This is a genomic window from Capnocytophaga genosp. AHN8471, from assembly GCF_016806945.1.
In the GTDB taxonomy this organism is placed as follows: domain Bacteria; phylum Bacteroidota; class Bacteroidia; order Flavobacteriales; family Flavobacteriaceae; genus Capnocytophaga; species Capnocytophaga periodontitidis.
In genome coordinates this window covers 147,129-159,856 of the sequence record NZ_JAESPJ010000011.1, presented here as the reverse complement: position 1 = coordinate 159,856, position 12,728 = coordinate 147,129, and the positions used below count along the sequence as shown (strand labels likewise).

18 protein-coding genes are annotated in these 12,728 nt (G+C 35.0%); 6 read left to right on the top strand and 12 right to left on the bottom strand.

Features of this window, described 5'->3' with window-relative positions; genetic code table 11:
• Window positions 1–44 precede the first annotated feature (44 nt).
• Entirely contained in the window at window positions 45–1,535 is a 1,491-nt protein-coding gene (locus JMN12_RS05900; protein ID WP_203137969.1) for a GH3 auxin-responsive promoter family protein, read from the top strand.
• Between the two features lie 28 nt (window positions 1,536–1,563).
• Here JMN12_RS05900 and JMN12_RS05895 read toward each other — a convergent pair whose 3' ends face one another.
• The 12 genes from JMN12_RS05895 to gcvH all read right to left on the bottom strand — a co-directional run bounded on the left by JMN12_RS05895 (window position 1,564) and on the right by gcvH (window position 7,808).
• Window positions 1,564–2,097, bottom strand: coding sequence for an energy transducer TonB (locus JMN12_RS05895; protein ID WP_203137967.1), 534 nt, complete (start codon window positions 2,095–2,097; stop codon window positions 1,564–1,566).
• Between the two features lie 14 nt (window positions 2,098–2,111).
• The gene (locus JMN12_RS05890) at window positions 2,112–2,567 is read right to left on the bottom strand and encodes an energy transducer TonB (RefSeq protein WP_203137964.1); all 456 of its coding nucleotides are present in this window, start codon (window positions 2,565–2,567) and stop codon (window positions 2,112–2,114) included.
• Between the two features lie 15 nt (window positions 2,568–2,582).
• Entirely contained in the window at window positions 2,583–3,002 is a 420-nt protein-coding gene (locus JMN12_RS05885; protein WP_203137963.1) for an energy transducer TonB, read from the bottom strand.
• Between the two features lies 1 nt (window position 3,003).
• Window positions 3,004–3,426: an energy transducer TonB gene (locus JMN12_RS05880; protein WP_009413544.1), complete on the bottom strand. Its 423-nt coding sequence runs from the start codon at window positions 3,424–3,426 to the stop codon at window positions 3,004–3,006.
• Between the two features lie 8 nt (window positions 3,427–3,434).
• Window positions 3,435–3,905, bottom strand: a complete 471-nt coding sequence (locus JMN12_RS05875; protein WP_203083680.1) for an energy transducer TonB — start codon at window positions 3,903–3,905, stop codon at window positions 3,435–3,437.
• Window positions 3,906–3,985: 80 nt separating this feature from the next.
• The gene (locus JMN12_RS05870) at window positions 3,986–4,714 is read right to left on the bottom strand and encodes an energy transducer TonB (RefSeq protein WP_203083681.1); all 729 of its coding nucleotides are present in this window, start codon (window positions 4,712–4,714) and stop codon (window positions 3,986–3,988) included.
• Window positions 4,715–4,839: 125 nt separating this feature from the next.
• Window positions 4,840–5,271 (bottom strand): energy transducer TonB, encoded by a 432-nt coding sequence (locus tag JMN12_RS05865; RefSeq protein ID WP_203083682.1) that lies wholly within the window; start codon window positions 5,269–5,271, stop codon window positions 4,840–4,842.
• A gap of 40 nt (window positions 5,272–5,311) precedes the next feature.
• The gene (locus JMN12_RS05860; protein ID WP_009413540.1) at window positions 5,312–5,737 is read right to left on the bottom strand and encodes an energy transducer TonB; all 426 of its coding nucleotides are present in this window, start codon (window positions 5,735–5,737) and stop codon (window positions 5,312–5,314) included.
• A gap of 13 nt (window positions 5,738–5,750) precedes the next feature.
• On the bottom strand, window positions 5,751–6,176 hold the full coding sequence (locus JMN12_RS05855; protein ID WP_203083683.1) for an energy transducer TonB: 426 nt from the start codon (window positions 6,174–6,176) through the stop codon (window positions 5,751–5,753).
• 102 nt (window positions 6,177–6,278) lie between these two features.
• A complete protein-coding gene (locus JMN12_RS05850) occupies window positions 6,279–7,010 on the bottom strand; it encodes an energy transducer TonB (protein WP_198467125.1) in 732 nt (243 codons plus the stop codon).
• Window positions 7,011–7,054: 44 nt separating this feature from the next.
• Window positions 7,055–7,435, bottom strand: coding sequence for a VanZ family protein (locus JMN12_RS05845; protein WP_009413537.1), 381 nt, complete (start codon window positions 7,433–7,435; stop codon window positions 7,055–7,057).
• Window positions 7,428–7,808, bottom strand: coding sequence for a glycine cleavage system protein GcvH (gene gcvH, locus JMN12_RS05840; RefSeq protein ID WP_009413536.1), 381 nt, complete (start codon window positions 7,806–7,808; stop codon window positions 7,428–7,430). The genes JMN12_RS05845 and gcvH overlap by 8 nt, the downstream gene beginning before the upstream one ends.
• Before the next feature lie 219 nt (window positions 7,809–8,027).
• Here gcvH and JMN12_RS05835 point away from each other — a divergent pair, with 219 nt between their 5' ends.
• The 5 genes from JMN12_RS05835 (at window position 8,028) to JMN12_RS05815 (ending at window position 12,684) form a co-directional block, all read left to right on the top strand.
• Window positions 8,028–9,044 (top strand): hypothetical protein, encoded by a 1,017-nt coding sequence (locus JMN12_RS05835; RefSeq protein ID WP_203083684.1) that lies wholly within the window; start codon window positions 8,028–8,030, stop codon window positions 9,042–9,044.
• 81 nt (window positions 9,045–9,125) lie between these two features.
• Window positions 9,126–10,079: an acetyl-CoA carboxylase carboxyltransferase subunit alpha gene (locus tag JMN12_RS05830; RefSeq protein WP_203137955.1), complete on the top strand. Its 954-nt coding sequence runs from the start codon at window positions 9,126–9,128 to the stop codon at window positions 10,077–10,079.
• A gap of 16 nt (window positions 10,080–10,095) precedes the next feature.
• Window positions 10,096–10,401: a hypothetical protein gene (locus tag JMN12_RS05825; RefSeq protein ID WP_203137947.1), complete on the top strand. Its 306-nt coding sequence runs from the start codon at window positions 10,096–10,098 to the stop codon at window positions 10,399–10,401.
• A gap of 200 nt (window positions 10,402–10,601) precedes the next feature.
• A complete protein-coding gene (locus tag JMN12_RS05820) occupies window positions 10,602–11,456 on the top strand; it encodes a hypothetical protein (protein ID WP_203137945.1) in 855 nt (284 codons plus the stop codon).
• A 4-nt stretch (window positions 11,457–11,460) separates the two neighbouring features.
• Window positions 11,461–12,684 (top strand): hypothetical protein, encoded by a 1,224-nt coding sequence (locus JMN12_RS05815; protein ID WP_203137944.1) that lies wholly within the window; start codon window positions 11,461–11,463, stop codon window positions 12,682–12,684.
• Window positions 12,685–12,728: the final 44 nt, after the last annotated feature.

Genomic DNA, 12,728 nt, shown 5'->3' with positions numbered 1-12,728 from the left:
AATTAAAAAAAGTAGTATCTTTGCGGAGTCAAACAGACTTCATTATGATTAAATCATATATATCCAAAATATTTGCCTCTATCGTTAAAAAAAAGATAGACCGCTGGGCTAAAGCTCCAATAGACACACAACAAAAAGTATTCCAGTCGCTTATAGAACAAGCTAAAAATACGGCTTTTGGGCGTGACCATCATTTTGAGGAAATCCAAACGTATGAAGATTTTGTGGCTCGCGTGCCTATACGAGATTATGAAGCCTTGCGCCCTTATATCGATAGGGTAGTGGAAGGCGAAAAAGATGTGCTATGGAAAGGCAAACCGCTCTATTTTGCCAAGACTTCAGGGACTACCAGCGGGGCGAAGTATATCCCTATTACCAAAGCCTCAATGCCTTTCCATATTCAGGCAGCACGTGATGCGATTTTATGTTATATACACGAGACTAAAAAAGCCGATTTTGTAGAAGGAAAGATGATTTTCTTGCAAGGAAGTCCTATTTTAGGTGAAAAAAACGGCATTAAAACAGGACGACTTTCGGGCATAGTTGCGCACTATGTGCCTGCTTATTTGCAACGCAATCGTATGCCGTCATACAAAACTAACTGTATAGAAGATTGGGAAACCAAAGTAGAAGCGATTGTTACCGAAACTTTTTCTGAAAATATGACTCTCATCAGCGGGATACCTTCTTGGGTGCTGATGTACTTCGAGCGGTTATACACGCGCTCAGGTATCAAGATAGGAAAATTGTTTCCTAATTTCAACTTGTTTATTTATGGAGGGGTGAATTACGAACCTTATCGCCAACAATTTGAGCACCTTATTGGTCGTAAAGTGGATAGCATAGAACTCTATCCTGCCAGCGAGGGATTCTTTGCCTATCAAGATAGTCAAACGGAAAAAGGAATGCTCTTATTGCTCAATTCGGGTATTTTCTACGAGTTCGTAGAAGCCGATACTTTCTTCAGCGATGCCCCCAAACGAGTGGCTTTGCAGGACGTACAATTGGGGGTAAACTATGTACTCATTATATCTACCAATGCCGGACTTTGGGGCTATAATATAGGCGACACCGTGCAATTTACATCGTTGGCGCCTTACCGCATAGTAGTTACGGGGCGCATCAAGCATTTTATTTCGGCTTTTGGCGAACACGTGATTGGCAAAGAAGTGGAAGAGGCAATGCGTGAGGGCTTAGAGGCTACGGGAGCGCGTATCACAGAGTTTACGGTTGCCCCTCAAGTGAATCCGGCAGGAGGTGAATTGCCTTATCACGAATGGTTTGTAGAATTTGAGCAAAAACCTACTGATATGAAACGCTTTGCCCAAGTGATAGACGAGGCATTGCAAAAACAGAATATGTACTACTACGACCTTATACAAGGAAAAGTACTCCAACCGCTTAAAATCACTGAAGTACCTGAAGGCGGTTTTGCCTCTTATATGAAGTCGCAAGGCAAACTCGGCGGACAGAACAAAATACAACGATTAGCAAACGATAGAAGCGTGGTGGAACGGTTAGTTAAAAGTGAATAGTTAAAAGTGAATAGTTAAAAGTGAATAGTTAAAAGTGAATAGGGTAAGCAAAAGTTGCTGTTATGGGCTTTCCTTTTACTTTTCCTACAGTAAAATGGGGTAATGCTTCAATAATGCGTTTGGCTTCGCGCTTCAAACTTTCATCTTTACCGCGTGTAGCGAGCACTGTTACAGAGCCATTAGTATTGATACAGAATTGTACAATAACCCTTCCTTGTGTCATTTCACAGGTAGTCCCTTGAGGTATAATCTTACATATATATGTATTTACGTGTTTGTCTAACTGCTTTTTAAAGCACTCCAATTGTTGTGCCTCTGGAATATCTTCACACTCCTTAAATCGCGGTTTTTCCTCTACCCAATGATAAGGAATCGTGTCATTTTCTTCTATTTCAGTAGGAGTACTATAATAAGTATTATCATTGTATTTGGGTAAAGTACACGTTTGTATATCTACCTTCAATATTGGTAGTGGAGTAGCCTTGTTCTTTTTCTTTTGTCCATAACTATTACCTATTCCCATCAGTAAAAGTACTAAAAATATAAAGATACTATTTTGCATAATATAAAAAATCGTTAGTGTTGAACTATAAACTTCACAGGGTAAACAAAAATTACAGCTACGGTTTTTCCGTTTTGTTGACCAGCAATAAGGCAAGGTAAACTTTCGATAATGCGTTTGGCTTCATCTTCAAATACTTTAGGCAATCCAAGGCTATTTACTCTCAATACTTTTGAAAAACCATCAGTTCCTATACAAAAACTTACAAGCACTCTACCTTGCCCGCAAAATTCCATAGGGTAGCGCAAGTGTGTTGCGATATGTTTTTCAAGCTGTTGTTTAAAACAAAGAGCTTGTTCATTGTTAGTTAAGTTTTCGCATTCTTTAAATATTGGTTTTTTTTCTACTATCCCATAAGGAATTGTGTCAAGTTTTGATATATCTGAAGCTATTGGTTCTCCACAACGTACTTGTGAGTAACTTGTTGAAGTTACAAAGAAGAATATTATAAAGGTAATTATTGCTTTCATTGGTATCTTTAGTTTTTACTCTAACTCAAATCGTATAGGCCATAACATTTTTACTACTACAGGTTTTCCATTCTGTTTGGCAGGAATAAAAGGCGGAAGACTTTCAATAATAGATTGTGTGACAGCTTCCCAATCTTTATCTGTACTTTTCATTTGAAGTACTTTGGTAGTACCATCGGGATTGATACAGAAACTCACATTCACTCTTCCCTGAATAAAACCACAAGTGCCTTGAGAAGTAATACTTTTGATATATTCCTTTACAATTTTATCCATCTGTTCTTTGAAACATTGGATTTCTTGAGTTTTTGCTACCTCTTTACATTCTACGAATCTCGGTTTTTCCTCTACATTAGCATAGAAAAGGGTATCAGTTTGCGAATAGGTATTGTAGTAAGTGATTGCAAACAATAGTATTAGTAATAACTTTTTCATTTTATTGTTCAATTTTAAAATTGACAATATGCGAAAAAGTTACAGCAACGGGCTTGCCTAAATGTTTGCCAGGGATAAAAGGTGGTAGAGTTTTGATAACACGTTCCGTTTCCTTTTCTAATAGTTTATCAATTCCTCGTACTTCTAAAACAGTAACACTGCCATCGGTATTGATACGGAATTTTAATTTCACCTTCCCACTGATACCCATCTCAAGTGCTGCCATAGGATACTTGTAGTATTTGAAAATGTGTTTGTCTAATTGCTCTTTAAAACAACCGAATTGCTTTTCTTTCAAACTATCCTTGCACTGTTCGAACATTGGTTTTTCTTGCACAAATGTATAAGGTAAAGTAAAAGGGTCTTCTTGACTATAAACAGTATAACCTAATAGTAAAAACAATAGTAATAGAAATCTTGTCATAGTAGTTGTTAATTTTTGTATGTTAGTTTAAAATTGATAGGATAACTAAAGGTTACAGGAACAGGTTTTCCGTCTTGTTTGCCAGGAATGAAAGTAGGTAGTTTTTCAATAATCTCTTTGGCAACAGTTTCTAAAAGTTTATCAGTTCCACGAACGTCTCTAATGGTTACAGTGCCGTTAGTGTTAATTTGAAAACTTACAATTACCCTGCCTTGTATACCTTTGTCAATCGCTTCTTTAGGATAATAGAAATACCTAATCACGTGTTTGTTGAGCTGTTCTTTAAAACACTCTGCTTCTTTTTCTTTTGAAACATCTTCACAAGCCATAAATTTAGGTTTTTCTTCTACTACTTGAAAAGGAATGGCATATTCTTCTTTTTCTTGCACTCCTTTAGCATTAAAATCACAACTTACTATTTGTGCATAGCTATAACCTACAAAAAGAAATGTAAATAGTATAAGTATTTTTGTTTTCATTAGATTTAGAATTGTTTATAAAAATAGTCGTTAGTAATTGGGTGTTAAACAACACAATACTAACGACTAAGGTTTAAAAATTAGTGACTTAATTTGAAATTGATAGGGTAAGCAAAGGTTACAGCAGTAGGTTTGTTGCGTTGTTTGCCTGGAATTAGCTTTGGAATTGTACTGATGATGCGTTTTGCTTCGTCCTCTAATATTCTATCGGTGCCACGCACGCCTAAAATGCTGATAGTGCCATCGGTATTGATGCGGAAACTCACATTCACACGTCCTTCAATACCCATATCAAGAGCAGCTTGTGGATATCTGAAGTTGTTTTTCACGTGTTTGTCTAAGTGTTCTTTAAAACAACTCATTTGCTCACTTCTAGGCACATTTTTACATTCTTGGAAAAGAGGTTTGTCTTCAATTACTGCAAAAGGGACTACTATTTCTGGATTTTCATCTTCTACCACTGGGATACTTTCAGGTAGCGCAGGGGGAGTAGGATCACTAGGGTCAGTATTCCCGATAAGCACTTCATCCACAGGTTTGTCATTCTCTACTACCTCAATTTCCTGAGTGAGGACAGGTGGTGGAGGGGCTTGTTGAGGCATTTCGGGAGTAGGAAGTTCAATTGCTATGGGGTCTTCCTCTATCACTGCTTTGTCATTTACAGCGTATTGATAGCTGAGGTTGCCTTTGTCTTGCATTTTTGCCTCAAATCCCCATAAGGTAAACCCAGAGATAGCGGCAAAACCAATTGCAAAGAACAACCCACTTTGTTTAGCCAAATCGGCTTTAGGGTTCTTTTTAAGTTGCATAATGATTTTTCTTTAAAAGGTTATTAAATGTACTATCAACAAAGGTTTAAAAAGCTTTTTAACAGTTTGTTATAAGCTGTAAATCAACAAGTGTGCCAAAGTTTAAAAGGGTGAAAATTTACTCACTACAATAGATTAAAGTTGATAGGATAAGTTATCGCTACTTCTGTTGGTTTCCCATCTTTATCTTTGGCAGGAATAAGTGTAGGAAGGCTCTCGATGATACGTTTAGCTTCGTTTTCTAAGAGTTTATGAGGAGCTTTAACACTTATTGTAGTGATAGTCCCGTCGGTATTGATACAAAAGGTTATATAAACTCTGCCTACTATCCTTTTCTTTATGGCTTTTTCAGGATATTTAAAAGTATCTTTTACGTGTTTGTCTAAGCGTTCTTTAAAACAAACAAATCGTTTGTTTTCAGGGATATTTATGTTTTCACATTCTTTAAATTGGGGAGGTATTAGTTCTTCTAAAGTTTTTTCTTTGTTATTTTCTGTTTGTGCGTAACTAAAACCTACAAAAAGTAGTGTTAAGAGTATAAGTATATATTTTTTCATTTCAAAAAGATTTAAAAGTTGTTACCTAATGAGTTGATAACTATAATTTAAAAAAAATAGGATAAGCAATAGTTACAGCTATAGGTTTCCCGTTTTGTTTGGCAGGAATAAGTTTAGGCATACTTTCGATAATACGTTTAGCCTCTTGTTCTAAAACTTTATCAACACCTCTTAGTCCTATAACTTCTGTGTTGCCATCTTTTTTGATGCGAAAAGATACATTTACTTTTCCTTCTATCCCAACCTCTTTAGCTTCAGTAGGATATTTTAGCGTGTTTTCTATATGTTTGTTGAGTACTTCTTGAAAACATTTGAAAGTTTCATCTTCAGGAACATCTTTACATTCCTGAAATCTTGGTTTTTGTTCTACTTTAGAGTAGGGTATATCAGTTTCTTCTTCTTTGTTTTGTGCGTAGCTAAAACCTACAAAAAGTAGTGTTAAGAGTATAAGTATATATTTTTTCATTTTTTCAAAAATTTTAAAAGTTATTACCTAATGTGTAATTAATAGGGTAAGCAAACATTATGGAGGTAGGAGTTCCGTTTTCTTCAGCAGGAATTAATTGCGGAAGTTTTTCAATAAGACGCCTTGCGTTTTCCTCGAAGATTTTATCGGTTGCGCTAACATTTATGATTTCAACTTTCCCTTGGGCATTGATGCAAAAAGAAACAATGGCTTTTCCTTGTAGTCCTTTTTCTTTAGCTTTTTTAGGGTAGATGAAATGTCTATTTATAAATTTGTTTAATTGTGTTTTAAAGCACAACGCTGCCTCCTCTTCAGTTACATCTTTGCATTTGTCGAATTTAGGGTAATGGCTGATAAGGTTGTCGTTAGGATCTTTTAGTTGAGCATAGCTAATAATAGTGAAGAACGTAGCTAAAAGTGTAAAGATTAGATTTTTCATAATAAAATGAATGGTAATAGGGTTTGATAAAAAAAGGTTGTGTAATTAAAAAAGTCAGTAGTAAGGAGTCCTCACTACTGACTTTATATTTTGTTAATTTAATTAGTTAGAAAGAGTAAAGTTGATAGGGTAAGCGAACGTTACAGGGGTAGGTTTACCGCGTTGTTTACCAGGAATCAATTTAGGGATAGACTTGATAATGCGTTTAGCTTCTTCTTCAAGTAATTTGTCGGTACCACGAACACCAAGGATAGATACAGTACCATCAGTATTGATACGGAAACTCACATTCACACGTCCTTGGATACCCATTTCAAGAGCAGCAGGTGGATATTTGAAAGTGTTTTTCACGTGTTTGTCCAAGTTTTCTTTGAAGCATTGCATTTGTTTGTCTTTAGGAACATTTTTGCAAACTTCAAACATTGGTTTATCTTCAATCACAGCAAAAGGTACATCAATAGCTACTTCTTCTTCTTGAGGAGTTTCAATTTTTTGTACAGCTACTACTTCTTCTTTTTTACTGGTTTCAGTACTAGCGATAATTTCGTCCTTGATATCAGTTTTGTTGTCTACTACTTTCACTTCTTCTACAACAGCAGGAGCTGGTGGAGGTGGTGGTGGCGGTGGAGTATCAGGGTTCTCCATTACGAATTGTTCTTGTTCTTCGTCGAGATTTTTGTCGGCATCGGATAAGGTAACTTTATCTGGACCTTTGTCTTCGCGAGTGTACTCAAAAGCGAAAAGTGAGAGTCCAGAAACAAGAGCAAATCCTATTGCGAAGAACAATCCACTGCTTTTAGCCAAATCGGCTTTTGGATTTTTTTTAGGTTGCATAATGATTTTCTTTTTAAAAGGTTACTAAATATACTTGAAAGAAATTATTTAAATAATTCTTTATATTTTGCTATAAATAATAGAGCAACAATTGTGCCAAATGCATTGAAAAGCATATCTATAGGGTCTGCACTACGGGTGGTGGTGAGCGCACCTTGCAAAAACTCCATTGTAGCCCCTAATACAAGGGCAGTAATAAACGCCCATAGGTATACTTTTTTTATAGATTGTACCCATTGAGTTTCTTTGCCAAAAGAAAGTACAAACAAGCTGGTATATCCAAAATAAAACCCAAAATGCGCAATCTTATCAGCATAAGGAATACGTGGAGGTTTAGGTATTTCGTTAGAGGAGATGAGACTTAAGCTGATAACTGCTATTGTCCAAATCACCCATAATAGCGTGTATTTATGAGTTTTAAGCATTGATAAGTTTTTGATAATCACTTGCTGAGAGCAGGCTATCCCATTCTTCTGGTGTTGTGATTTTTATTTGTATCATCCAGCCCTCACCATAAGGGTCGGCATTTACCATTTCAGGTTTTTTAACTAAGGCTTCGTGAAAGCTGAGTACTTCACCACTCATCGGCATAAAGAGGTCGGAGGTAGTTTTGATAGCTTCAACAGTGCCAAAGATAGTGTCTTTAGCTAAGGTATCACCTATAGTTTCTACTTCAACATACACAATATCACTGAGTTGCTGTTGAGCGAAATCGGTGATGCCCACTGTAGCAATATCGCCTTCAAGGCGTGCCCAAATATGGTCGGGGGTGTATTTTAATTCAGGAGGAAACTCCATAAAAGTAATATTTTTTTAAAAACGAGCCAAAGGTAATATGTTTTTTTTAAACTGCCAAATTTTTCTTAAAAAAGTTTCTAAAAGGAAAGAAAGAGGCCAGTAAAAATGTCCTAAAAAAAGAGAAAATATGCAGCGTCTTAAACTAAAATTGTTATTCGTACTTATCAATTGTTCATTATCAATTATTTTACTATCTTTGTCCCCAAAAAAAATAATGTTATGAAAAACAAAGCTCTTACATCATTCATTTTTTTAATGTTTGTTGCTGGACTTTCTGCTCAAAATAAAGATTTAGTGGGAAGTTACAAAGGTAGAGGAGGAGGAATTTTTCTCTTTCCTAACAAAATGTTTGCGCTATATGGGTATATGACTATGATTCCAGGTACTTATGAAGTGCTTTCCGATGGAATGGTACTCTTTAAACCTAAGAAGAGTCCTCTCTTTTTAGTTTATGGCAATCACAACAAAAACTTAAAACCTGATGAGGTACGTATTCGATTTGCTAACTTTGAAGATGGAAAAAATTATCTTCAGTATGAGAACGGCAAAACGTTCTCGGTGTTCAATGAGAATCCTAATTGTTTACCAAGTCGTTACGTACATACATTTAGTAAAAAAGAGATAGGCAATAGCCTAACACTTATTGCTGATTTTTCAAATGAGTTGCCTTTGCTAACGCAAGGACTTAAAAATACAGCTCGTTTTACTTTGAATGACAATAATGATTTTCTCATTTGGTATGGCGAGCGTTCTCATTATCAACTTGATGGAGCAGGAGCTTTGGTAGAAAAAGAAGGGCATACTTGTTTGATTTTTATCAATATGGGAACACTTGAACAGAATCAAGAAGCTGTAAAAAGTATTAAAAAGCAAATAAAAAAAATACCTATAGAGGAACTTAGTGAATTCGCCTTTGCTAAAGAAGACGAGGATGAAGTTGATAAAGAGCTGGAAGAAATGCTTCGATTTGATGTATTAAACGATCCTCAAGCAATGTATATGGAGCTTAAAGATGAGACAGTTTCGTCTAATATTGAAGACTCTTTTTTGCAGTATGACGCCTCTAAAAATGTTTATAAAGATCCTTATAACAATATTGAGTATCACAAGTTTAAAATATTAGAACTGCAACAAAGTACTACAGATCTTAAAAAGCTGAAAATAGAGCCTCAAACTATTTTTCACTACCAGTGTGAGCAACCTTCAGAACGCCGAATTTATGGCGAAGCAAATTAAATTTGTTCATTGTTGATTGTCAATTGTTAATTAATTCATATCTTTGCCCTCTGAAAATAAACCAAATTAATAGTTAAGTCTATGGAATATTTAGATTTTGAACAGCCAATCAAAGAGTTAGAAGAACAAATGCAAAAGTGTCAAACCATTGGGAATGAAAGTGATGTGGATATGACCGACGCTTGCAAAAAGATAGAAAAAAAACTCAACCAAGTAAAAAAAGAGATTTATGGTAACCTCACAGCTTGGCAACGAGTACAAATCTCTCGCCATCTTGAGCGTCCTTATACCTTGGATTATATTAAGGCGCTTGCTGGTGATACATTCTTAGAATTACACGGCGATCGCAATGTGAAAGACGATAAAGCGATGATAGGAGGCTTTGGCAAAATAGATAATCAAAGTTTTTTGTTTATTGGTCAGCAAAAAGGAGCAAATACGAAGATGCGCCAATATCGCAATTTTGGTATGGCTAATCCTGAAGGCTACCGCAAAGCCCTCCGTTTGATGAAACAAGCCGAAAAATTTAATATTCCTGTAGTGTGCTTTGTAGATACCCCAGGCGCTTTCCCAGGTATTGAAGCCGAAGAACGCGGACAAGGGGAAGCTATTGCGCGTAACCTCTTGGAAATGTCGCGACTCAAAGTGCCTACTATCGTGTTTATCATAGGTGAAGGTGCCTCAGGAGGTGCCTTAGGTATCGGTATTGGCGATAAGGTATATATGCTCGAAAATACTTGGTATTCAGTAATATCACCAGAATCTTGCTCTTCTATTTTATGGCGTAGTTGGGAGTATAAAAAAGAGGCTGCCGAAGCCCTCAAACTCACCGCTCCCGATATGAAAAAACTCAAACTCATCGACGAAATCATCAAAGAACCTCTTGGAGGAGCTCATCACGACCGTGAAGCTATATTCAACACCGTGCGTAAAGTGATTCTCGACGCCTATAAAGAACTCAAAAAACTTCCTGCCGACCGCTTAGTCGAAAAACGTATGAACAAATATCTCAATATGGGAGTGTATAAGGAGTAGTAAAAAAGCTAAAAATATGACTACAGCAGTTTTACAAAATGATTTGTATTCATCATTTGGTGTGATTAATTCATTTCCTATAAGTGAATATCAACACACTAACTATAATGATTATGCCTTATCAGTATTAGAAAAAACAGATAAAAAATTAGATAGTTATATTTCTAATTTTTGGAAAATACCTTTTATTCAAAAAGAAGTGGACTACAATGCTCTTGTTGATAGTTTACCCTTATTTGATACTCTTAGAGATATGACCTTACAAACAGACATTTCAGATGTAATACGTCAGTCAGCGCTTCATATACTAATAAGGCTTTAGAATACAGAACAATGCTCATTGATTATTTTCAAGAGAGAGAAATATTTTTGAGCAATGCTAAACGTATGGCTGCACCAGTGATAGAAAAGTATTTAGAAAATGAAGTGTAGACAGGGTGATATTATTAAAAGGGTAGGAAGTATCAAACGAACTTATTTATTAGAAATCCAACAGAAAATCATACAATCTATTTTTTAAGAATGATGAAACACTTATTTCTTTTGTGTATTAGTCTATTGTTGTCTATATCTGTATATGGGCAAAAAGAGATGTATGAGGCACGACTTAAGGAATACAAAAGTAAAAAAGAGAAAATCACTTCTCATTCTAAAGAAGTTTCTGATAGATTTGTTTATTATGAACTTGTTAAAAAAATAGACTATAGTCAGTTTATGAGTTCTTATGAACTTTTGCCCATTAATACAAAAGGAATTAAGGTGATTCAAGTAAAATGCAATGGAAAAAATAGTCGAACTATCTATCTTAATGAAAAGGGGCAACTTATTAAAACAAGGTCTTTTTTTGAAGATGGTGAGGAGTCATCAATAAATGAATATGTTTATGAAAATGGATTATTGCACAAAAAGATAGAAAAATCAAGTAAGGGTGCTATAGATGAAATCTTGTATGCTTATAATGATAATGAGATTTTCGCGAAAGCTATATCCAAAGATAATCCGCCTTTTGGGAATTATTACAATTGTAATTACGCTCAACTCAAAGAAGATTTTTTAGATTTATATATAGTACACTTTTCAACTTTTGATTATTCAGTAAATGAAAGAGCAGCTGTTATCAAGCAAGGAAATCTTATTGTTAATAAAGAATTAGATCTTACTATTCATCTTTCAAGGACTAAGAACTATTTACCAATCACTTATAAATACAAAAATAAGGAAGGTAAAATAATAGCAAAACAGCCTACTCATTGGGAAAATATTTTTGAAGGAGAAAAAACAGAGTATCATTGGGATAACAACCAGCGTATTAGCAAAATTGTAATTACTGAAGGAAAAGAGAAAACAGTTTATACGTATGAGTATGAAATGTATTAAACTTATGAAACACTTACTTTTTTTATGTCTTACCGTCTTAATGTTAGTGCCTGCTCACGCCCAAAACGACGATGAAAACAATAATTTTATAGCAGCAGGACAACCTATTTTTATTATTGTAATAGGAGAATATTGTGGTATTCCTAACAATCTTGGCACACGTGAAGAAGCTGAGTTAGCGAAGAATTTCAAATCTTTAAACCCCAAAATACGTTATGCTTGGATCAGTACACAGCCTTTAACTTTTGATAATTACAAACACTCTACTATTCATTTTGATAATGAAGAGGGTAAAGGCTGTGTGCGAGTGGTTTATTGGGATGGTAAAAAAAGTTCTACTCCCTTACTGTACAATGATTTAGTAGGGGCTACTGAATATTTTTCACCTAAACTACTCAAAAAGAAAGTTGAATCAAGCTATTATACCGAATTTCAAAAACGTTTAAAGCACTTTCAACAGAAAAAAGAACATCTTACATCGCACTCCAAAGAAGTATCAGATAGATATGTGAAAGATGTGTTGATCAATCAAGCCTTGATGCTCTCTCCTGTTTTTTCTTTAAATTTGAAAAATGTCAAGCGCATTACAGTAAAAGAAAACAAACAAGTGCAAATGCGACTCTGTCTCAATGAACAAGGATTACTATCTCGTATAGAGCGACAAGATGGCGAAGTATATATGGAATGTAAATATGAAGACGGATTATTGCGAGAACTCGTAGAATATCAGTCAGATGCAGAACCTCTCACTACTGCTCAATATCTGTATAACGACAATGAAATTTTTAAGAAAGTTGTAAAAGAGGAAACACCTCCGTATGACGGTAAGCATTTCTATTATAGTTGTGATTATTACCAATTGCAAGATGATTTTTTAAATTGCTATAGAACAAATTTTTCCACCGATACTTGGTCAATTTATGAAAACATAATCAAACGTGAAGGTAATAAAATTATTGATGAAGATGACCTAAATAAAACCGTATACACACTTTCTAATACTAAAAATCACCTACCTATCACTATAACTTTTGGTAAAGAAGATGGTGAAAGAGGTCAAGGAAAGTTTATCCAAAAAAATCCCCTTCTTTGGGTTTTTGAAAGTTATAACCAAACAAATAAATTCCATTGGGATAAACAAGGACGTGTAATAAAAATAGAATCTAAACGTAAGGATATGGAAGATTCAGAAGATGTTACCTACTATTTCCAATATGAAATGTATTAACTAACCACTAACTATTAATCATTAAACATTAATCATTAAAAAAG

Bases quoted from the DNA above. Each gene is read 5' to 3' on its own strand.
- JMN12_RS05900 (WP_203137969.1), top strand. From the start codon at position 45: ATGATTAAATCATATATATCCAAAATATTTGCCTCTATCGTTAAAAAA.
- JMN12_RS05895 (WP_203137967.1), bottom strand. From the start codon at position 2,097: ATGCAAAATAGTATCTTTATATTTTTAGTACTTTTACTGATGGGAATA.
- JMN12_RS05890 (WP_203137964.1), bottom strand. From the start codon at position 2,567: ATGAAAGCAATAATTACCTTTATAATATTCTTCTTTGTAACTTCAACA.
- JMN12_RS05885 (WP_203137963.1), bottom strand. From the start codon at position 3,002: ATGAAAAAGTTATTACTAATACTATTGTTTGCAATCACTTACTACAAT.
- JMN12_RS05880 (WP_009413544.1), bottom strand. From the start codon at position 3,426: ATGACAAGATTTCTATTACTATTGTTTTTACTATTAGGTTATACTGTT.
- JMN12_RS05875 (WP_203083680.1), bottom strand. From the start codon at position 3,905: ATGAAAACAAAAATACTTATACTATTTACATTTCTTTTTGTAGGTTAT.
- JMN12_RS05870 (WP_203083681.1), bottom strand. From the start codon at position 4,714: ATGCAACTTAAAAAGAACCCTAAAGCCGATTTGGCTAAACAAAGTGGG.
- JMN12_RS05865 (WP_203083682.1), bottom strand. From the start codon at position 5,271: ATGAAAAAATATATACTTATACTCTTAACACTACTTTTTGTAGGTTTT.
- JMN12_RS05860 (WP_009413540.1), bottom strand. From the start codon at position 5,737: ATGAAAAAATATATACTTATACTCTTAACACTACTTTTTGTAGGTTTT.
- JMN12_RS05855 (WP_203083683.1), bottom strand. From the start codon at position 6,176: ATGAAAAATCTAATCTTTACACTTTTAGCTACGTTCTTCACTATTATT.
- JMN12_RS05850 (WP_198467125.1), bottom strand. From the start codon at position 7,010: ATGCAACCTAAAAAAAATCCAAAAGCCGATTTGGCTAAAAGCAGTGGA.
- JMN12_RS05845 (WP_009413537.1), bottom strand. From the start codon at position 7,435: ATGCTTAAAACTCATAAATACACGCTATTATGGGTGATTTGGACAATA.
- gcvH (WP_009413536.1), bottom strand. From the start codon at position 7,808: ATGGAGTTTCCTCCTGAATTAAAATACACCCCCGACCATATTTGGGCA.
- JMN12_RS05835 (WP_203083684.1), top strand. From the start codon at position 8,028: ATGAAAAACAAAGCTCTTACATCATTCATTTTTTTAATGTTTGTTGCT.
- JMN12_RS05830 (WP_203137955.1), top strand. From the start codon at position 9,126: ATGGAATATTTAGATTTTGAACAGCCAATCAAAGAGTTAGAAGAACAA.
- JMN12_RS05825 (WP_203137947.1), top strand. From the start codon at position 10,096: ATGACTACAGCAGTTTTACAAAATGATTTGTATTCATCATTTGGTGTG.
- JMN12_RS05820 (WP_203137945.1), top strand. From the start codon at position 10,602: ATGATGAAACACTTATTTCTTTTGTGTATTAGTCTATTGTTGTCTATA.
- JMN12_RS05815 (WP_203137944.1), top strand. From the start codon at position 11,461: ATGAAACACTTACTTTTTTTATGTCTTACCGTCTTAATGTTAGTGCCT.